The sequence below is a fragment of the Mesorhizobium sp. M1322 genome, assembly GCF_040318085.1.
Classification (GTDB): Bacteria; Pseudomonadota; Alphaproteobacteria; order Rhizobiales; family Rhizobiaceae; genus Mesorhizobium.
The window spans coordinates 87150-107967 of sequence record NZ_JAMYLP010000002.1 but is presented as its reverse complement, the minus strand read 5'-3'; the positions used below and the strand labels follow the sequence as shown (position 1 = coordinate 107967).

Sequence of the window (20818 nt, the reverse complement as noted above, 5' to 3'; positions counted from 1 at the left end):
CGTATGGGCACTGCCTCGCGCCGATAACCAAGAGGCCGATTGGCTCGCCGTTCTTTTATTCGCTGCCGTAGCTCACAGGAAGAGCATCGCCTCGGCGAAGTAAGCGGGTTCGATCCCTCGCCGGCAGCACCAAAATCAAGGAACGCAACATGGCGCGCGATTACATTGTGCGGCCTAGCGTGCGGCATCAGCCTTCATGAACTTTCTACAGCGGCGTCGCAGCGCCATGACACCAAAGGATAGCCGCGAAGCCGAGGCCGCTATAAGGCAGCAGATCGCGCTTGCGGTCTCTATCGCCAAGCGAAAGGCTGAAGCAGAAGCAGCGATCGCCGCGGAACAGCCAATCGATGACTAAGCGCTCGGTTGCCAAGCCAGAACTCACTGCAAAGCAGGAAGCGTTCGCGGTCGCATGGGTAGAGTTAGGCAGCGCCTCTGAAGCCTATAGACGCACTCACGACGTCGGTGCTGAGACAAAGCCTGAAAGCATCTGGTCGGCTGCATCTCGGTGCCTGGGCGACGTCAAGGTTCAATCAAGGATCAAGGAGCTTCAGGCAGAAGCTCGCGACCTGATGCTGATTTCGGTCGGCACGCTGACCGATCGGCTGGAGCAAGCCCGCTTGCACGCCATGAAAGACGAGAAGGGCGCCTCGGCTGCTGTGTCCGCAACCATGGGCATGGCAAAGCTTCACGGCCTGCTGGTCGATAAGGCTGAAGTAACCGGCAAGGACGGCAAGGAGCTTGTTCCGGAAGTGGACGGGCGCGACCTTGCACGGACTATCGCCTTCGCCTTGGCTGCTGGCCAACGGGCATCGGCCGAATGAGTGTCGGCGGCACGCTGGACGACATACTCAAGGCATACGGCGCGCTGCCCGAAGAGAAGCAAAACGAAATACTCGCGACCGCACAATCGCTGGTCGGCGTGAAGGTCGCGCTGCCTAATCCGGGGCCACAGACTGACGCCTATTTCAGCAAGGCAGACGAAACCTTCTATGGTGGCTCTGCTGGTGGCGGTAAAACGTTCCTTATCTGCCTGCTGGCGCTTAACGAGCACCAATACTCGCTGATCCTTAGGCGCATCGGCAAGAACCTTAAGGGCGTTAAGCGTGAACTGCAGGGCCTGTTGGGCTCGCGCAACGGCTTCAGCGAACAGTCTGGCACATGGAAGCACGCACGCGGCGTGATCGACCTTGGCCACTGTGAGCACGAAGGCAATAAAGAGGACTACCAGGGCGTTGCGCACGACCTGAAGGCGTTCGATGAGCTGACGCAGTTCACTGAGACGCAGTATACCTACATCATCGGGTGGAACCGCTCTGCCAACCCAAAGCAGCGCTGTCGGGTTGTGGCTACAGGCAATCCCCCCTCAACCGCGGAAGGCCAGTGGGTCATCAAGCGGTGGGGCGCTTGGCTGGATCCTACGCACCATAACCCGGCGAAGCCTGGCGAGTTGCGCTGGTACACCACGATCGACGGCGAAGACACGGAAGTCGATAAGGATTATGTCGGACCAAAGTCCGAGCGGCCGCGGTCCCGCACATTCATTCCATCGACGCTAGAAGACAATCCGGACCTCGCCGAAACGGGATATGCGGCCACCATCGAGGCGATGCCTGAGCCGCTCCGCACCATGCTGCGGGAAGGCCGCTTCGACGTCGGGCAGCAAGATGACCGGTGGCAGGTAATACCGTCGGACTGGATCAGGCAGGCGCAGACCCGTTGGAAGCCTGACGGCTTTAGGGGCCTTAAGATGACTGCCTTGGCTGCCGACGTGGCACAGGGCGGCACTGACAAGTCCTCGTTTGCCGCTCGGTACGGGACATGGTTCGCCGAACTGGTGCGTAAGCCCGGCAGGGAAACGCCAGACGGCCCCAGCATTGGCGCTGAGGTGTTCAAGATCCGTCGTGACGGATGCATCGTCATTGTAGACGTGGGCGGCGGGTACGGTGGTGACGCTGTACGCTTCCTGAAAGACAACAGCGTCTTGGTGGCCGGCTTCAATGCCTCGCACGGCTCGACGGCACGCACCGTCGATAAGTCGCTTGGCTTCGCCAATAAGCGGGCTGAGTCTATCTGGCGCTTTCGTGAGGCGCTGGATCCCGGCCAAGAAGGCGGGTCGCCTATAGCATTGCCGCCTGACCCTATGCTGGTTGCGGACCTTGTGTCCTACCGCTGGAAGCCAGTCGGCGCGGGCAACATTCAGATCGAAAGCAAGGAAGAGATTCGCAAGCGCATTGGCAGATCGCCGGATGATGGCGACGCCGTGTTCATGTGTTGGGCGGAAGGCGAAAGAATGGCCGTCCGCAAGATGCATGAGGGCGCGCTTGGTGGACGTATGCCGGAAGTAAAGCTCGGCTACGCAAAGCAGAAGGTAAACCGTCGATGAACCAGAACACCGCTGGGGCTGTGTTGCTCCTCGTCCTGGCTGCGGCCGGGTTCGTGCATAACAACCCAATGGCCTGGGGCTTTGTAGCACTCACCGCAGCGCTGGCCTTCGTTGCTCAAGAACTGCGCGAAGCCGGACTGGTAAGCGCAAAGCCAGTTTTGTTCTGGTCCGACATCGGCGCCGCCGTACTGTCGTGGGTCACGATCGCTGTGGCCGCACTCTCTCTAGTCTAAGGAAAATCAACATGGGTGGACTGTTCAAACCTAAGACTCCGAAGGTCGAACCTGCCTCGCGGATGCCGGATGCGCAAGATCCGGCTGTCCTGGCAGAAAAGCGTAAGAAAGTGGCCGAGATGCGTGCCCGTGGCGGTCGGGATTCGACAATCATGTCCGACAATCTGACCGGCTCTGTCGGCAAGCTGGGGGCGTAAGCCACTATGCAGACCAGCCCTGCCGTCCAAACGATTGTCGACAACGGCAACCGGCTATTCAGCGAGAAGACGCCGCTACTGTCGCATTGGCAGGAGTTGGCCGAACACTTCTATTACGATAGGGCAGACTTCACTGGTCCACTGAATATCGGCGGCGACTATGCGGCGGGTTCGTTCTCGTCTCGGGCTGCGATCTACCGACGCGATATGGCCGACATGTATCGCACCATGTTGCGTCCGTCCGACTTCTTCGAAATCAAGTCGCTCGATGATGCCCGGAACAAGGTGCCTGACGCTCGGTCCTGGCTGGAATATGCCACGGCAATGCAGCGGGCGGTCATGTACCGGAAGGCTGCGGGCTTCAGTCGCGCAACCGAAGCTGGTGACCATGATCATCTGACGTTCGGCCAAGCCGTTATTGAAGTGGCGCCTACGACTGACCGTCGCAACGTGTTCTATCGCAATTGGCATCTGCGTGATGTGGCGTGGTCGGAAGACTATACCGGGTCTGTGTCGGACGTGCACCGCAATTGCAATCCGACGATCACGCAGTTGATTCAGTTGTTCCCCGGCAAGGTGCCCGAGGCACTGGTTAAGGACGCGGCTAAGGATCCCTACAAAAAGATCAAGGCGCGTCATGTTGTAGTGCCTGCGACTGTCTACGACACAGGCATCAAGCTCCGCCCTGATCAGCAACACATATCGCTATGGGTTCTGCCTGATTGTGAAGGCGAAGTCTTGGAGAACATCGGCCGCACGTACCGCGGCTACATCATTCCGCGTGGTCCGACTGTCTCTGGCTCGCAGTATGCCCGTTCGGTCTTTACCTCGATCATCCTGCCTGACAGCCGCACGCAGCAGGCAATCGAACGCATCCTGCTCGAGGCCGGCGAGAAGGCTATCGACCCGCCGATGATTGCCACAATGGAGGTTGTCCGCTCGGATATCGGCCTTGGCGCTGGCGGAATTACTTGGTTAGACAGGGACTATGACGAAAGGCTTGGCGAGGCTCTTCGTCCTCTGCCTATGGACTATTCTGGCCTGCCAGCCGGACAGAACATGTCCGATCGTCTGGATATGACTATCCGAATGGGATTCATGACCGATAAAGTCAGTATCCCTGACACGTCTGGGATGACCGCGTACCAAATCCGCAAGGTGGTCGAGCAACAGATGCGCGCGCATATACCCATGTTCGAGCCTGTCGAGGTGGAATATTCGGAACCGCTGTGCTCCGAAACGTTCACCGTGATGCGCTCGCTTGGGGCGTTCCCGGCCAACGATATACCGGACAGCCTTCGCGGCTCCGGCATTGAGTTTTCCTTCAAGTCGCCAATCAAGGACCTTGAAGACGAAGGCATGCAGCAAAGGCTCATCGAGGGCCTTGGCGTTATCAAGGAAGCCGCTGCGCTTGATCCTGCCGTAGCCAAGCTACCCAACGCCATGGCTATTGCAAAAGACCTTCTGCGCCGCACTGGATGGCCTGAAGAGTGGATCAACAACGACAAGATGATGGCGAAGGCTGCCGAACAGATGGCAGCCGAAGCACAAGCACAAGAGGCGGCCGGTGCCGCTGCCGGCGTCGCAGAGATGGCCGGTAAGGCAGCACCTATGGTTCGTGCACTGCAGGGCGGTAAGGCTGCATGAGTGCGCTGAAATCCAATCCTCTCGCACCTGCCACTTATGAAGAGGCAGACGTCGAGGCAATCAAGGCCATGGCGGCAGGCAATGCCTCTCCTGGTCAGCAACTGCGCGGTATGCAGTGGATCGTCCACAAGGCCGCAATGACTTATGACGAAACCTTTGTCCCGGGCCAACCGGACGTGGGTAATCACCTGACCGGCAGGCGAAACGTAGGCAACCAGATTCTTAAACTGGTCAACACGCCTATTCACCTGCTGGTCAAATCGAAGAAGGACTCCTGATGTCTGAAGGAACACTTGCAGCGGGCGCGGCAGTAGCCGAAAACCCCGTTGTTGTGGCCGCTCCCGCGGTAGCCGCTACGCCTGTCGCGACTGTTACACCTGCTGCCGCGCCCGCTACGCCAGCCGCGACACCTGCGGCAACTCCTGCCGCTGCTACGCCGGCTGTCGTTGAAGAGGACGGCCCTTGGGGCAAGGATTGGCGCGATAAGCTCGCTAAGGGCGATGCTAAGCGCCTTGAACGCCTGGCACGGTTTGCCTCTCCCGATGCCCTGCTGACCGCACAGGAAGAGGCGCAGCGCAAGATTTCCGAAGGTATTAAGCCGAAGGGCAAGCCGGCCGCCGACGCCAAGCCTGAAGAGTGGGCCGAGTATCGCAAGACGAACAACATCCCTGAGAAGGTCGAGGAGTTCGTCAAGGCGATCGTGCTGCCCGATAAGCGTGTCATCGGCGACGACGATAAGCCTGTCGTAGAAGCATTCGCAGAGCGCGCCATCAAGAGCGGCATTGCGCCTGGCGACATGGCCGCGATGGTCGATGAGTATTACGCCTTGCAAGAGGAACAGCAGTTCCAGCAGGCTACTGCGGATGCCGACTTCAAGAAGGAGGCAGAGACCGCGCTTAAGAAGGAATGGGGTGGCGACTATGCAGGCAATTTCAACGCACTGCGGCCCTATTTTGAGACAGTCGACCCAGCTTTATTCGATAATCTTATGGGCGGTCGCATGGCTGACGGTCGCAAGGTGGGTAATCACCCCGACGTCCTTAAGTTCTTCGTCAATAAGGCGGTTGCAGAGAATCCCATGGCTACCATCGTGCCCACTGGTGGCGACTCAATGGAAGGCCTCAACGCCGAGATAGCATCCATGGAAAAGCGCATGTCGGAAGACCGGCGCGCATGGCACAAAGACACGGCAGCGCAAGCGCGTTACCGCCAACTGATCACGGCCCGCGACAAAGTTAAGGCCTGATATTGCGCCGAATGACGGCCAACCCGCAACGCGGCTCCGTCTAACGCGCCTCTACCAATTAAAGCACATCGTCAGCGCCGAAAGGCGGTTTAGCGGCTCCGGATAACACTGGACAACCCGCAACGCCGCCGCTCGGACAACCTGCCTTTGGCTTCCGTCCCTCTTTTCAAAAGGACTGGATCCATGGCCGATACGGCTTTCCAGAAACAATATAGACAGGAATACATCGCCGGGTTCGAATCCGGTGACTCGCCTCTGCGCATGTCGGTTACGACCGAGTTTGTGCGTAAGGGCAACGAAGCTATTTTCCTTGTTGCCGATAGCGGCAGCGCGGAAGCACGTACGCGCGGCGTCAACGGTCTTATCACTGCCCGCAGTGATAACCTCACGCAGAACACTGCGACGTTGGTGGAATGGCACGACTTGGTTCGCAAGACCGACTTCAACATCTTTGCTTCGCAGGGTGATCAGAAGCGGATCATGCAGGACACCTCGCTGAAGGTGATGAACCGCAAGATTGACTCGGACATTATCACCGAGCTTGCGACCGGCACTGTGGACACAGGCGCTGCGGCTACGGGCTCACTGGCCCTCGTAACCAAGGCGCTCGGCATCCTCGGCCTTGCCAAGGTGCCGATTCAGGAAATCGAAAATATGTGGGGGCTCATCACGCCTGCCATGTATGCCTACATGCTGCGCGACGCGACCTTCACCTCCGCTGACTACGTCGACGTGAAGCCGCTCTCCGGTGGTGCGCTTAAGCGTGTACTACGCTGGGCAGGGATCAACTGGTTGATGCACCCGGACCTTCCGGGCGTGGGTACGAACGCTGAAAAGTGTTTCTTGTATCACAAGGCATCGATCGGCCACGCGGCTGATACGGAGAACCTGGTGTCGCTCGTCGGCTACGACGAAGAGCAGGGTTATTCGTGGGCGCGCGCGTCCGCTTTCATGGGCTCCGAGCTGCTGCAAAACAGCGGTGTCGTTGTCATCAACCATGATGGCTCTGCCATCGTCGGCGCTTAAGGAGGGCTGAGACTATGGCTTACGCAACTTCCAACCCTCCGGTCCTGATTACTCAGGGCATCGCTGGCTTCCGTCTCTGGAAGTATGAATCGGTTGACGCGGCCACATTGGTCCGCGTTGCCGGCTACTTCACTAACGGCTGGCAGCTCGGCATGCGGGCGAATGATATCATCTTTGTCACGGATACCGACACCGGCAGCGGCACCACGACCATTCATACTGTCAACTCGGCCTCGTCTTCGGGCGTGGATCTGACTGACGGTCTGGCTGTCGGCACCACGGACACCGACTAAGCGTCAACGGCGGGGGCTTCGGCTCCCGCCGCTTCTCTTTCCCGAAAGGATGCGGCCATGGCCGAAGCTCTGCCTATTGTGGTCGGCGACCCGGCTGCAACCAAAGTTACGCCGGTCCGTCTGTTCGATGGCTCAGGCAACCCTCTTGTAGGCTCTAATCCCCTCCCTGTGATCGGCTCGTCTGGCTGCTTTGCAACGGCTTCGTTCATGCCGACAGCCGCAGCTTATCTTGCGAACGACGTAATGGGCGCATCGGCTGAATTTGCTTTCGCGTTCGGCGATGCAACCGCTATCCCTGCCGGCTCGCTCATCCGCATCCTCACAGCCATTACCCGCATCGATATCACTGCGCTTCAGGCCAGCGAGGCCGGTTACCAGTTGCAGGGCTATTCGGCCACACAGCCCAGCGCGCAGGCCGACAACGATGCATGGACGCTGGCTAGCGGTGATCTGGCCGCATACCGAGGCTCGTTCGCCCTCGGCACCCCTGTCGACCTTGGTGCCGCTCTTTACGTCAAGAGCGCGGGCATTGATCAGGACATCCGCCTCGCCACGTCTTCACTGTGGGCCAGGCTCCAAACCCTCGCCGCGTTCACCCCGACTGCCGTCGCTCGGCAGGTCACCCTTTACGGGGTCGTACTCTAGTGCTGGCTGCAACCCGCAATCTGGTTGTGCTTGGCGGCAGTTACTTGCCTGAGTCGAAAGCGTTATTCGCCCGCTTTACGACGCCCCCGTCCACGGCCAGAAAAAGACTAATCGACGCCCGGATCGCCGCTGCGTTGGCCTCAGGCGCATGGGCTATGCGTGACGCCTTCTACATGACGGCCGCTGCCGATGCGCAGGCCGGCCAACGCAACTGGAAAGCTGACACGTTCAATCTGACGCCAACTGGCACTATCGCTTTCGAAGCGGATCGTGGCTACACCGGCAACGGAGTAGACGGCTATCTCGCTACAGGCTTCACGCCATCAACGGCGGGTGGGAACTTCGCACTCAACGCCTGCCACCTTTCTTTCTGGTCGCGGACTGACGCGCAGAACAACACGGTATCCATGGGCTCGCGGACGGCATCGACTACCGCCCAGGCTCTGATAATCCCTCGAACCAGCTTGGACGCCATGTCCTTGCGCATGAACGTCGATGCATCGCCGACAAACATCGCGGGGTCAACCAACAGTTCTGGCGGCTTCGTCTCTCGACGGTCTGCCTCCAACGCGGCAGCGATGTTTCGCAATGGCGTCAGCATCGGCTCCCATACCGTCGCGTCCACCGCGTTGCCGGCTGCAGCAATCGTGATCGGTGCTGTCAACACAGGCGGCGTCATAGGCTCGTTCAACAACTACCAGTTCGCATCGGCAGGGTTCGGTGGAGGTCTCACCGATGCAATGATCCTCGCCGAATACAACGCCGATCTCGCCTATCTGCAAGGCGTAGGCGCGGCTTGATGACCGGCACTGGCGCCGGAAGAGCCGGCGCGTCGCTCTGACAAGATTCAAATCCGATCAAAGGAGAAACCGATCTATGCCACTTAACGTAAATGGCCTTCACCAGGCCGAAGGCAAGCGTAACGTTTACCGCATCAATTTGGCGGCCGATGTTGCGCCAGACGACCTGTTGAGCCCGGACTTCTGGGTTCATGTCAGCGCACAGTTGCGGCCTGATGACCAGATTGAGGTGGTCGCCTACGATCGCGCCTGGTTCGGTGTTGTCATGGTCTTGGAGACCGCAAAGGGCAACAAGACCGGGGCTCGAGTAGCATTCATTGGCGGTCCTGTTGCGCTGACGAACACTGCCAAGGTGGCGATTCCCGAAGAGTACGAAGTCCGCTGGGGTGGGCCTAACGGCCAGTGGCAGGTTGTCCGACTGAAGGACAAGACCGTCTTCAAAAGCGGCATTACCACCAAGGAAGAAGCCATCCTTGTGGCCGACGGCCTGAAGGCGGCTTAAGTATGACCGACCAGCTTTCCCTCTACAATGGCGCATTGATCAAGCTTGGTCAGCCGCGGCTTTCTGCACTGACTGATGAGGGGAAGGCACGTCGCGCGCTCGATGCCGAATACGCTAAGACCGTGAAGGCTTGCCTGGAGGCTGCCTTCTGGAACTTCGCGATGAGGTTTGTAGAACTGGAGACAAGCCCTTCAGTAGGAAGCAACTTCGGCTACCAGTACATCTTCGACAAGCCGGACGACTGGTTGCGCACTGCCGGCGTGACGACAGATGCCTATGGCAAGATTCCGCTGCTGGACTACGACGACCGAACTAGCCAAATCTTTGCCGATCAATCCATCATCTATCTTCGCTACGTCTCGAACGACGAAGACTATGGGATGGATCTTGGCCTGTGGCCGCAGAGCTTTGTCGATTACGTCGAAACGAGTTTGGCATTCGCTGTGTGCGAAGAGGTTACTGGCTCGGCTGAGCGAAAAGACAGGCTCGAAAAGCAAAAACTGAAGGCCAAGTCGCATGCGTCCAACACGGACGCCATGAACGAGGCTGTGATGCGCTTTCCGCCCTCGGGCCGGCTTGTGCAAAGCCGCGGTTCGTCTTCGCGTAGCAGACCGCTGGGGCTCCGCTGAATGGCAAAAACCAATGCTCCGCTGCTGGCCTTCAATCGGGGGCTAGTCTCAAGTTCTGCGCTCACTCGCGTTGATGTCGACCGCATTCGACTGTCGGCGGAGGTGATGGAAAACTGGCTGCCTAAGACGGCGGGCTCAATGTTCCTGCGGCCCGGCTTCGGCTATCTCGGCTCGAGCCGCAACAATGCCTTCGCGATCGACATTCCCTTCGTTGCCGCCACCGACGACACGGCGCATATCGAGTTCGCAGACGGCAAGATGCGGGTTCGCGTCAATGACGTGCTGATCTCGCGTGTTGCCGTTGCCACCACGATTTCGAACAGCGCCTTTGCCACCTCGGCAAGCTGGACGGATGGGTCGACCAGTGGCGGCACGCTCACCTTTGGTGGAACGGGTCTGATCCTCAACGCCGTCAATGTCGGCGGTCTGGCTCTTTGCCGGCGGCAGATCACGGTTGCCGGCGGTGACGTGAACAAGGAACACGCGCTCGGCATCAGCGTGACGCGCGGTCCGGTGACCTTCCGCTGCGGTTCGACATCAGGCGGTGACGAGTATATCCCGGAAACCACGCTGCGCACCGGCGCCCATAGTCTCGCCTTCACGCCAAGCGGCGATTTCTGGGTGCAGTTCCAATCGGATCTGGACATCAACAAGATTGTTGCATCCTGCCAGGTCGCATCGTCCGGAACGATGGAACTGGACATCCCCTACGTCGCGGCGGATCTGCCGCTTGTACGGTGGGACCAATCAGCCGACGTGCTGTTCTTGGCCTGCGATGGGTATCAGCAGCGCCGGATCGAACGGCGCGGGACGGGCAGGAGCTGGTCCATTGCCCTCTATCAGCCAGACACCGGCCCATTCTTTGCGGCCCGGTCGGCCAAGGTAAAACTCAAGGTCGCGTCGACCAACGGCAATACGACGCTGACGGCCGACAAGCCGTTTTTCAAATCGACGCATGTCGGTGCCATCTTTCGGCTATTCAACGAGGGCGTAGACCAGACGTTCAATTTGGGTGCGAGCGGTGCTTACACTGATCCATTCCGGGTAACAGGGATAGCTTCCGTCGCTGATTACAATGACCGCAATTGGTTCTGGACGGCAAGCGGGGTCTGGGTAGGGACGATGAATTGGCAGCGGTCGTTCGACGGCCCAGACCAGGGGTATAAAACCTTTCGGAAAGAGAAATCGAGCGCCGCGATCGACATCACAGCCCCTGCTGCCAATCAAGAAAATCGCGACAGCGATGACAACGCGATCATCTGGTATAAGGTTGGTTTTGCGGATGGTGCCTACACTTCAGGTACGGCCACGATGGCCATTACGTACGACGGTGGCGGCTCCTATGGCGTGTGTCGTGTTACCGGCTTCACCTCGGCTACAGAAGTAAGCGTTGAAGTCCTCGATCGCTTCGGAACGACCGCCTATACTGAAAACTGGCAGGAGGGAATCTGGTCCGACAAACAGGGCTGGCCGAGCGCTGTTGCCTTCGACAAGGGCCGGCTTGGATGGTCGGGCAAGGCGCGATTCATCTTTTCCGTAACAGATGATTACGAGAATTTCGATCCTGACTATGAAGGCGATGCCGGGCCTATCAACCGGACGCTCGGCTCTGGTCCGGTCGACACGATAAATTTCATGCTCTCTCTCAGCCGGCCTATCATTGGCACGCCCGGTGCTGAGTTTTCAATCAAGTCGACGTCGTTCGATGAACCACTGACGCCACAAAACGCGCAAGCCGGGGCGCCATCAACGCAAGGCTCTCGACAGGGCGTGGCGGCGGCAAAGATTGATAGTCGCGGCATCTTTGCCCAGCGCTCAGGCAAGCGGCTTTTCGAATTGATCTTTGACCCGAACACCTATGAATATGCGCCTCGCGATCTGACTCTTCTTTGTCCGGACCTGACGGGATCGGCCAAGGTGGTCGGAATGGCCACACAGCGCCAGCCGGATACCCGGGCGCACTTCTGGCTCGATGACGGCTCGGTCGTTGTGCTCACTTATGAGCCGACAGAAGACGTGACTTGCTGGTCGCGCTTTGCGATGGGCGGAAGCGGCTTTGTCGAGGGCGTGTCTGTCCTTCCTGGCGAAGACGAAGATCAGGTGTTCTACCGCGTCCGGCGCACCGTGAGCGCGTCGACCGTTCGCTATCTCGAAAAGATGGCGATGGAGTCGGAGTGCTTGGGCGGTACGATGAACAAACAGGCTGATAGCTTCATCGTGGTTCCATCCGTCACCGGAACGAGCGTTACAGGCCTTTCACATCTGGAGGGCCTGAGCGTGGTCGCCTGGGGCGCTGGGAAGTACCTCGGCGCCTACACGGTGGCCGGTGGCTCGATCACTCTGAGTGCGGCTGTGACGGCTGCTGATGTATTGGTGGGCCTGCCATATACCGCGCTCTATAAGTCGACCAAGCTGGCCTATGCCGCTTCTGCGGGCACGGCTCTTAGCCAAGTCAAGCGGGTCAACTATGTCGGCCTCGTCATGGGCCTGGTGCACAATGACGGCATCGAAGTCGGCCGCGATTTCACCAACATGGACAAGCTGCCTCGTCTCTACCAGGGGCGGCCTGTGACTGCGGATGAAATCTTCACCGACTACGAAGAGCCGGCAACGGCATTCGGCGGCGAATGGAAGCCCGATAGCCGTCTCTGCATCCGAGCTACCGCGCCTAAGCCGTGCGCGCTTAATGCTGCGGTCGTCACCGTAGAAACGAACGACAAGGTTTAGGTGTCTCACGAGATCGTTCCGCTCACGCGGGAGCACTTAACGCAATGGTACGGTGAACAGGGCAACGGCCCGACTGTTCGCGGGTTTGCAGGACTGGTTGACGGCAAACTTGCCGCGGTTGCGGGCCTATGGTTCTCAGGCGGCAACGTGATTGCGTTCTGTTCGCTGAAGGATGAGGCAAGGCCTTACCGCCATGCCATCCACAGGACGGCTCTAGCGCTCCTGAATGACGCCAAGGCGCGACATAAGCGAATTATCGCGATGCGCGACAAAGACGAAAAGACATCGGCAAAATGGCTCTCGCGGCTTGGTTTCAAGCCTGACGACGATGGGGATATGTGGGCATGGCAGACTTCGGACTAACCACCATCCTGGCCCTTGCAGGAACCGCTGCTTCTGCCGCTGGCACGCTTGCGGCCGGCGCGGCGTCAAAGAGCGCAGGGGATTTCCAGGCGGCACAGCTTGAACAGCAGGGCAAGGAAGAGCGGGCAGCGGCTCAACGTGAGGCGGAACGCGCGACGAAGGAAAAGAAGTTCGTTCTTTCGCGTCAACAGGCTGTGGCCGGCGCATCCGGTCTCGGTGCGCTTGATGAAACAGTCCAATCCCTGGCTGGCGACGTCATCACGCAAGGCGAAGTCAACAAAGGCATGATCCTTTATGGCGGCGAAGAGCGAGCGAAGGGCAGGCGGGCACAGGCAGCAGCCGCTCGCATGGAAGGTAAAGCCGCCCAAACCGGTTCGTACTTCGGCGCGGCCGGCACGCTAATGGATGGCGTCGGGTCATTCGCCAAGGACTGGAAGCAACCTGCATACTCCGCTCCTAGCTCGGGGATTTACTACTAATGGCCCTGAAACTGCCTGGCGCTGAAGACCTTAGCAACCCTGTCAGCGGGCGCTCCGGCCGTCCAATCGCTTCCTATGACACATCCGCAATAGGGCGCGGCATTGCACAGCTTGGCGCTGGTGCGCAGTCGTTGTCAGCCGGTCTGAAGATCAAGGAGACCAAGGCCAAGGAGTCTGTCGACAAGACAGAATTGTTCGCGACTGAAAGCCGGTTTCAGCAGTTCAAGTCGGCGCAGGCGCAGGATCTTACTGCTGCCGGCGACAAGGCTGAACCGGGTGCTTTTGGCTTCAAGGAGCAATACCAGGGTGCCTACAAGGAAGCGGCGAAGCAGTTCATGACGACTGTGCCGGATGAGCTAAAGCCGGTCTATGACGCGAAGCTCTTCAGCACCGAAGAATCGCTTATCAACGGTGAGGGCGGCGCTGGCGACTTCGAACGAAAGCAGCGCAAGTCCTATTATAAAACCAGTGTCGATGAAGGTCTGACGGCCATTGAAAGCCGGCTTTATAGCGACCCGTCGAAGTTCGATGATGCTGTCTTCGAGGGCAACAACTACATCGATTCCATTCCTGACGAAGACGTAAACCCGATCGAAAAGGATGCGCTTCGCCGCGGCTGGAAGGCCAAGGCACAGCTTGCCGCCTTGAACGGCATGAAGCCGGCCGATCGGCTGCGGGCGCTCGGTGAAGCGCCGGGGCAGGACGATATCATCCAGGCAATCCAAGGCGTCGAAAGCGAAGGCGATGCCGGCGCCGTCTCGCCCAAGGGCGCTATCGGCCTTATGCAAGTCATGCCGGACACGGCTGTCGAGATTGCAGGGGAATTACAAGACCCGAACTTCCCTGCGACGCCTGACGCGCAAGCCGAATACCTGAAGGACCCAGCCGTCTCTGAGCAGTACGGCACATACTACTTCAACAAGCTGCTGGCCCGTTATGACGGCGACACTGAAGCCGCGCTTATCGCCTACAATGGCGGCGCTGCGCGGGCCGACAAATGGATTGCCAGCGGTCGCAATGATGCCGTTATCCCGCAAGAGTCGGCTGACTATTACAAGAAGGTGATGGCTCGGACGAAGGGCGGTGCCGTTGTAGGCGGGCAGAAAAGCGGAGGCAAAGAACAGCCGGTAATCATCGGCGATGCAGCGGGCCGCGTCGGGAATCCTGACGTTCACGGCGTCAACAGCGTGGTCATTTCGCGCTTCAAGCAAGTGCAGAACGCCTTTGGCGCCTCGGTGCCGATCGTATCTGGCTTCCGTGATCCGGAGCGCAATGCCAAGGCTGGCGGCGCTCGCAAATCCCAGCACATGCACGGCAACGCGCTTGACCTCGATGTCAGCAAGCTTTCGAACGAGGAGCGCGTTCGGCTTATCCAGACCGCTTCGTCGCTCGGCTTTACCGGCATCGGCGTCTATGCCAATTCCCTGCATCTCGATATCGGTTCCCGCCGCGCCTGGGGCGCCTCGCATCACTCGGACAGTGTTCCGACATGGGCGCGCGATGCCATCGCTTCACATATGGCTGGTAAGGGTGAACCGCTCGGGCAGCGCGGCGGCGCTGGCTTCAAGGTCGATCCTCGCTTCGCCGATATGGACTATGTGTCTCGCGATGCGCTCGCCAAGTCGACGCAAAGGGACATCGAGACTGAGGCGACCGCAACCCGCATTCAACAGCAGGCGATGTACAAGGCCTACGACGATTCCGTTAGCCTCGGCATCGAAACCGGCAAGATTGTCAGCGAAGACCAGATCCTTAGTGACCCGATGCTGGACGATGGCGATATCACCAAACAGTTAAAGGCCTTCCGCTCAAAGCAGAAGGAAGACGGGGGTGTTGGCGCCCTGGTGTCGGCTATCTTGGCTGGGAGTCCGGAGGCCTCGGTTAATAGCTTTGACGGCGACCAGAAGTCGACCGCCAACAAGGCCTACGACTCCATGATGAAGGTTACGCCTGAAGACCAGCAGGCGGTTGTCACGCAGGGTTTCGTCCAGGCTACTGGCTACATTCCCGACACGCTACAGGCGCAAGTGCGGCAGGGTGCGGCTTCTAAGAACGCGTCGGTCTTCGCCGCTGCCATGTCGCAAGCGGATGCGCTGCAAGGCATCGCGCCTGTTTCGTTCGGTGCGGTCGAGGGCGCGGCCGATATTGGCGACAAGTTGTCGGCCTTCCGCCACTTCGTGAACGACCGCGGCATGTCGGGCGAAGAGGCAGCACAACGCATCCTTGCCATGGATGACCCCGCGCAAAGGGTGAACCGCGAAGTTCTGAAGCCTGGACTGGACAAGTTCACTAAGACCCTAACCGTGGCCGACGTTACGGATTCCTTCGATCCCAGCATCTTCTCGGCGGAGCCGGGCGCCGGGATTATGCCCGTTCAAACCAGTGCACTCCTTGCTGAGTACAAGGAAATCGCTGAGGAAAAATTCTACGATACGGGCGGCGACACTGGCGCGGCGAAGGCACAGGCTTTGGCCGAACTAAAGACCCGCTGGAACGTCTCAAATATCTCGGGCTCGCCTAACCTGATGCGGCTGCCTCCTGAGCTGCATTATCCCGCGATCGACGGCAAATATGATTATCTTCGCGACGACGCCATGAAGACGGCGGAAAGCTACGTCGCCGGTCTCAACGATGGGCGCAAGGTCGATAACATCGCCATCATTCCGACCGCCACGACGCGCTCCGATATCGAGATGAAACGGCCGCCTCGTTACCGGCTTTTCTACCAGTACACGGAAGACGGCCAAAAGAGGTTTGATGAAGTGTTCGCGGGGCCTTGGGGGCTGGATCCAACGGAGATCAAGGTTGGCGTGGCCAAGGGCGCGGAAGACGCAAGGAAACGCTTCCTGACCCGCCACAAAGTCAACGACGCGGCAAACGAAATCGAGCGTGACGCCGCTGCCGATGCTGAAACAATCTTGGATGACCCGAACTTGCCGGACTGGATGAAGGCCAATCAAGCGATCCAGACCAAAGACCTGGGCAAGGCCAATGCCGATCAACTGCGGCAACAGCGCGAACCGGCTCCTGCTCCCGACCCGTTGGACCCGCCCTATGACGGTCCGGAGGCCACAATGTGGAACGCTCTCTGATGCCAATCCTGCAATACCCTGAAGACCGTCCGGCCCTCGGCACGTTCGGCGCTGTCAGTTACAAGCCGCCAGCGCAAGAGGCGGAAGTTGCGCCAGATATCGCTGCGACGCTCGCCGCCAGTTGGCGACATGACAGCACCATGGGCTCGGCGATGAACAACAAACTGGCTGGCGTCGACCTGTCCACCCGCGAAGATGGCTTTACTGGCGATGTCATGTGGAACCAAATCAAGGGGACGCCATACGAAAAGAATTGGGATCGATTCTCAAACGTCTTCAACCGTCCAGCCTTCGAAGCGATGAAGGCACAGATCGACATGGAAACCGAAGACCGGCGCGTCTCCGAAGCGTCCGGCTGGACAGGCGTGGCGACATCTGGCCTGGTTAGCATCTTCGACCTTCCCAGCCTAATCCCTGGCGGTGCTCTCGTGCGCGAAGCGTCGATCGGCGCTACCATAGCCAAGGCGGCGCTCACCACTGGCGCAGCCGGCGCTCTCGGCGCTGGCGTTTCCGAAGTGGCGCTCCAGGCAACGCAACAGACGCGACCGCTTGCTGAGAGCGCCTTGGCAGTCGGGGCCGGCACAATCCTCGGGGGGCTTCTCGGCGCCGGGGCGGGCGCTCTCTTCTCTCATGCGGAACGCAAGACTGCCTTCGCCTCGATCGAACGCGCTTTGCAGGACCATGTTCCGACGCCAGAGCAGGTTGCGGCTCACGCCGAAGGCATTGGCGCGGCGGCGGTGGATCGTCCGGTCCTTGGTGACTACGGGATAGCCTCAGGTGCTAAGACGGTTGGCGCTCTGCAATCTGGATTCAATCCACTTCTGCGTGCAGCTCATAGCCCTTCGGCTGTGCACCGGGAGATTATGGCTAGCACGGCCGAAACTGGCTTTTACCTTGAGAAGAATGTGCGTGGCGAAGGCAATCTCGCTGTCGAAAGCGCTGTCAAATATTGGGACCGTGGCGCGCTGACCAAGGCCTTGGAAGACATGCGCGGCACTTATGCCAAGGCTCGCAAGGAGCCTGGCTTCAATATGAACCCGGAAGAATTTCGAACGGCTGTCAGCAAGGCAATGCGCCGCGGTGACCTCGGCGAAAACGACGCTGTGTCTGCGGCGGCGCAGTCCTGGCGCAAGACGCTCTTCGACCCGCTGAAAGATGAGGCTATTGCTGCCGGACTTCTGCCTGCCGATGTCAATGTGAAGACTGCAACATCCTACCTGACACGCCTGTGGAACGCTCCGCGCCTCAATGCCGGCGAGGCGCGTTTCAAGCAAATCGTCAAGCCGTGGATTGATGATCAGCTTTCGCAGTTGGAATTCAAGGCCGACGAAATCCGCGTGGGCAATCGTATTGTGGACGCTGAAAAGAAGCGTGAGGCATTCGGCAAGGTCTCTGAACGTCTCGACTCCATCGAAGGGCGCCTGGCTGACCGACAGGGCATTCGCCAACGCCGTCAGGAGGCGCTTGGACATCTGCAACAGACCAGGCAAGACGTGCTGAAAGAGCGCGCGCCGGCCGATCTGGTGAAGGTGCTACGCGGCACCGACGAAAATGCTGTCATGGTCGACACGGTAAAGCAATCACGGGCTGCCGCACGGTCGGCTGGCAAGAAGCAATCCTTCGCCGAACGGCAGCCGGTCCTGGCCCTAATCAAGAGCAAGGGCGGCGTCCGCGTAGGCTCGAAACTCGATAGCGAATTGCGGGCCATGGACGTGACGCCAAAGTCGCATCCTGGCATGTTCGTGAAGAGCGGCGGGATTGGTGACGTCGACAACTTCGTCAAGTCGGAAGACGAAATCTTCGCCAATCTGCCCGAGAGCGGAAAAGGCTACGTCGACCCGGCTGCGGTACTGGAATCGATCCGTTCCGAGTTGGGCGGCAATCCGCTGCGCACGGCCGAAGAAGATGCCGTTGCGGCTGCTCTAGACAATCTGGACAAAGTAGCCAGTGAGTGGCTGGACCGTATTGGACTAGATCCGAATTCGACAGTTAAGGAAGTTCGCGACTTCATCGACCGCGTGAGGGGCGCTGAGGCGAACACTGCGGGTATCGACACGCGCATCTCACGCTTTGAGCAGGAGATTGAGGACTTCGACCGGGCAACGGATGCCATCGTCAATGAGAGCAAAATCACTGCGGCCGAAGCAAAGACGGTAGGCGAAGAGTTAGACAAACTGGAAGCCGAACTCGATGCGGTGAAGGATATCGCCAATTCATCGCCGCGCGTCTCGTTGGTGGTCGACTACGGCACAACGCGACGCGACCTGTTCAAGGCGAAACTGTCGGAAAGGACTCTCAGCAAGCGTGTTGAAGCGCTCAAGCGTCTCGATGCCGAAGGCGGCGCCAATGATGAAATCCTGGCGGAACTCAACGCCAAGTCGATCGACCTGGAGCGGCTGCGCGCCAACATCGACGGGCTCAAGGTAAAAGCCGACAAGCTTGAACCGATGATGCCAAAGGTGAAACAGGAAATCCCTGATTTCATCTCGCCGGAGGATCGGGCGGATTACGTCAAAGGCATCGTTGACGACATTTTCTCTCAGCTTACCGGCCGCACAAATCAGGGCATGCCGTCCTATGATATGACAGTGGCGGCACGCGGTCCCTTGAAGGAACGCACGTTCAACATTCCAGACCATCTCGTTGAGGAGTTCCTAGAGCACGACATTGAACTGATTGGTCGCCGCTATGCCCGTGTCATGGCGGCTGATGTCGAGCTGACGAATCTGGATAAGCGCCTCGGTGGCGCTGGCAAACCGACACTGCAAAGCCAGCTAGACCGGGTGAGGGCGGATTACCTGACGCTTCGCGAAGCGGTCAATGCCGGCGACTTAGAGCCGAAGGCGCGCGAAAAGGCGCTGCTGGATCTGGGTAAAAGCGAAAAGAGCGACATTGAAGACATTGGCAGTGTGCGCGATTTGCTGCGCGGTCAATACAAGGTCGACACGCAACACACGAATTATGCTCGGGTGCTGCGCGCGGCCGGCTTATTCAACTATATACGCTCGCTGGGCGGGGTGCTTGCCTCGTCGCTCGCCGATGCTGCCCGACCGCCGATGGTTCATGGCCTGCGCCGCTACATGGGCGAGGGCATTGCGCCGCTCGTCACCAACCTGAAGGCTATCAAGCTGTCGGTCGAAGACGCGAAGCTGCTGGGCGCCGTGACGGAACGGTCTTTGCAGGGACGCCTTGCAACCATGGCCGAACTGGCTGACCCATACGCCAGCAACTCGCCATTTGAACGTTTCTTGGACAATGCCGCAAACATCTTTTCAAAGATGACGCTGCTGCCGTTCTGGAATGACATACACAAGTCCATTGCCTCGGTGCTGGTCCAAAACCGCCTGCTGAAAAATGCCGCGGTGGATTATGAAAGGCTCGGTAAGGCCGAACTGAAATACATGGGCTTCCTCGGCATTGATGCTCATATGGCCGAACGGATTTCAAAGCAGTTTGCCGAATTTGGCGACGTCGACGGCAACGTCCACATTCCGGGGATTGCCAACTGGAACGACGAGGGCGCGCGTCGAGCCTTCGCTGCTGCGGTGAACAAAGACGTGGATTCGATCATCGTCACCAAGTCCGTGGCCGATGTCCCGTTGTTCGCCCACACCCCGACTGGCCGGGCGCTGATGCAGTTCAAAACCTTCGGTCTTGCATCCAACCAAAGGGTGCTGATGCGCGGCCTGCAGGAAGGTCCCGGCTCGTTCATCTTTGGTATGGTGGGCATGACCACCTTGGGGATGGTCGCCGCCTACGCGAAGATGAGCGAGTCCAACCGGGACTGGAACGACAATCCTGGCTACTGGATTGCCGAAGGGATGGATAAGTCTGGCATCTTCTCGCTTGCGTTTGAGGTGAGCAACACTTGGGAGAAGCTAGGCGGTTCGGGAATCTATGTTGGGGCCGCGGCGGCATTTCCCGACAGGATGCAGCGCGCGCCAGCGTCACGCTATGCGAACCGCGATGCTTTCGGCGCCTTGCTTGGCCCCTCATTCCAACTCGGGACCGATGCGGCGCAATTGCTCGGCATCGGGGCGCGGGCAACTCACGGTGATATCGACCTGAATGAAGCCGACATCAATCGTGCTTTCAAGATGGCCCCGTTTTTGACGCTGCCTTACTTCCGGTGGGCAATCGAAGGTGGCTTCGGCCTCGATGATGCCGGCCTAAAGCCGCAGCTCAAGGAAGCGGTTTCCGATTAGCATCGGCGCGGCTGACTATTTCGCGCTTCAAACTCTCCACCTTGCCAGACATCGTCCGCTTTGCCCGCACACTCTTTGCGGCCGAATTGAGGAACAATTCTCGCATGAGCCGCAGAAACCAGCGGCCAAACAAGACAACAACAAGCAGTGCGGCGCCCGCAATGATGAGCACCAGCTTGTCGTCAAAAGCTTTCTGTTTGGCGAACTGCTGCTGGCTGGCAACGTACTCAGTGTTCTCGGTGTAGTCGATGCCGCCATACGTGCCGAGCGCCGGCTTGGCAAACGGATTCTGGTCTTCCGGATATTGAACGATAGGCATCTTGCCTCTTCCCTTGCCTCGCCTCAAGCGAG

At 59.1% G+C, this 20818-nt stretch carries 19 protein-coding genes and 1 tRNA gene; 19 read left to right on the top strand and 1 reads right to left on the bottom strand.

The features are described from left to right. Positions 1 to 61: 61 nt before the first annotated feature. From NKH12_RS01335 to NKH12_RS01245, 19 genes are all read left to right on the top strand, one after another. A tRNA-OTHER gene (locus tag NKH12_RS01335) sits at positions 62 to 132 on the top strand. Positions 133 to 347: 215 nt separating this feature from the next. After that, on the top strand, positions 348 to 821 hold the full coding sequence (locus tag NKH12_RS01330) for a terminase small subunit (protein WP_352951528.1): 474 nt from the start codon (positions 348 to 350) through the stop codon (positions 819 to 821). After that, the gene (locus NKH12_RS01325) at positions 818 to 2383 is read left to right on the top strand and encodes a terminase (protein ID WP_352951527.1); all 1566 of its coding nucleotides are present in this window, start codon (positions 818 to 820) and stop codon (positions 2381 to 2383) included. The genes NKH12_RS01330 and NKH12_RS01325 overlap by 4 nt, the downstream gene beginning before the upstream one ends. Next, the gene (locus NKH12_RS01320; protein ID WP_352951526.1) at positions 2380 to 2616 is read left to right on the top strand and encodes a hypothetical protein; all 237 of its coding nucleotides are present in this window, start codon (positions 2380 to 2382) and stop codon (positions 2614 to 2616) included. Before NKH12_RS01325 ends, NKH12_RS01320 begins: the two co-directional genes overlap by 4 nt. Before the next feature lie 11 nt (positions 2617 to 2627). Continuing rightward, positions 2628 to 2813: a hypothetical protein gene (locus NKH12_RS01315; protein ID WP_352951525.1), complete on the top strand. Its 186-nt coding sequence runs from the start codon at positions 2628 to 2630 to the stop codon at positions 2811 to 2813. A gap of 6 nt (positions 2814 to 2819) precedes the next feature. After that, a complete protein-coding gene (locus tag NKH12_RS01310) occupies positions 2820 to 4460 on the top strand; it encodes a portal protein (protein ID WP_352951524.1) in 1641 nt (546 codons plus the stop codon). Then, positions 4457 to 4738, top strand: a complete 282-nt coding sequence (locus NKH12_RS01305) for a hypothetical protein (protein ID WP_352951523.1) — start codon at positions 4457 to 4459, stop codon at positions 4736 to 4738. The genes NKH12_RS01310 and NKH12_RS01305 overlap by 4 nt, the downstream gene beginning before the upstream one ends. Further along, the gene (locus NKH12_RS01300) at positions 4738 to 5706 is read left to right on the top strand and encodes a hypothetical protein (protein WP_352951522.1); all 969 of its coding nucleotides are present in this window, start codon (positions 4738 to 4740) and stop codon (positions 5704 to 5706) included. Before NKH12_RS01305 ends, NKH12_RS01300 begins: the two co-directional genes overlap by 1 nt. A 183-nt stretch (positions 5707 to 5889) precedes the next feature. After that, the gene (locus NKH12_RS01295; protein WP_352951521.1) at positions 5890 to 6732 is read left to right on the top strand and encodes a phage capsid protein; all 843 of its coding nucleotides are present in this window, start codon (positions 5890 to 5892) and stop codon (positions 6730 to 6732) included. 14 nt (positions 6733 to 6746) lie between these two features. After that, on the top strand, positions 6747 to 7025 hold the full coding sequence (locus tag NKH12_RS01290; protein ID WP_352951520.1) for a hypothetical protein: 279 nt from the start codon (positions 6747 to 6749) through the stop codon (positions 7023 to 7025). A gap of 57 nt (positions 7026 to 7082) precedes the next feature. Beyond that, a complete protein-coding gene (locus tag NKH12_RS01285; protein ID WP_352951519.1) occupies positions 7083 to 7670 on the top strand; it encodes a hypothetical protein in 588 nt (195 codons plus the stop codon). Positions 7671 to 7825: 155 nt separating this feature from the next. Then, a complete protein-coding gene (locus tag NKH12_RS01280) occupies positions 7826 to 8470 on the top strand; it encodes a hypothetical protein (protein WP_352951518.1) in 645 nt (214 codons plus the stop codon). A 76-nt stretch (positions 8471 to 8546) separates the two neighbouring features. Then, positions 8547 to 8972 (top strand): hypothetical protein, encoded by a 426-nt coding sequence (locus tag NKH12_RS01275; protein WP_352951517.1) that lies wholly within the window; start codon positions 8547 to 8549, stop codon positions 8970 to 8972. Between the two features lie 2 nt (positions 8973 to 8974). Then, positions 8975 to 9601 carry a phage connector family protein gene (locus NKH12_RS01270; protein ID WP_352951516.1) on the top strand — a complete coding sequence of 209 codons (627 nt, stop codon included), beginning with the start codon at positions 8975 to 8977 and terminating at the stop codon, positions 9599 to 9601. Continuing rightward, positions 9602 to 12328 (top strand): phage tail protein, encoded by a 2727-nt coding sequence (locus tag NKH12_RS01265; RefSeq protein ID WP_352951515.1) that lies wholly within the window; start codon positions 9602 to 9604, stop codon positions 12326 to 12328. Beyond that, on the top strand, positions 12329 to 12691 hold the full coding sequence (locus tag NKH12_RS01260; RefSeq protein ID WP_352951514.1) for a hypothetical protein: 363 nt from the start codon (positions 12329 to 12331) through the stop codon (positions 12689 to 12691). Further along, the gene (locus NKH12_RS01255; RefSeq protein WP_352951513.1) at positions 12673 to 13170 is read left to right on the top strand and encodes a hypothetical protein; all 498 of its coding nucleotides are present in this window, start codon (positions 12673 to 12675) and stop codon (positions 13168 to 13170) included. The genes NKH12_RS01260 and NKH12_RS01255 overlap by 19 nt, the downstream gene beginning before the upstream one ends. Then, a complete protein-coding gene (locus tag NKH12_RS01250; protein ID WP_352951512.1) occupies positions 13170 to 16262 on the top strand; it encodes a transglycosylase SLT domain-containing protein in 3093 nt (1030 codons plus the stop codon). Before NKH12_RS01255 ends, NKH12_RS01250 begins: the two co-directional genes overlap by 1 nt. Continuing rightward, the gene (locus NKH12_RS01245) at positions 16262 to 20467 is read left to right on the top strand and encodes an AAA family ATPase (protein WP_352951511.1); all 4206 of its coding nucleotides are present in this window, start codon (positions 16262 to 16264) and stop codon (positions 20465 to 20467) included. Before NKH12_RS01250 ends, NKH12_RS01245 begins: the two co-directional genes overlap by 1 nt. Here the strand turns inward: NKH12_RS01245 and NKH12_RS01240 are convergent. Then, the gene (locus NKH12_RS01240) at positions 20445 to 20786 is read right to left on the bottom strand and encodes a hypothetical protein (protein ID WP_352951510.1); all 342 of its coding nucleotides are present in this window, start codon (positions 20784 to 20786) and stop codon (positions 20445 to 20447) included. The genes NKH12_RS01245 and NKH12_RS01240 overlap by 23 nt on opposite strands. Positions 20787 to 20818: the final 32 nt, after the last annotated feature.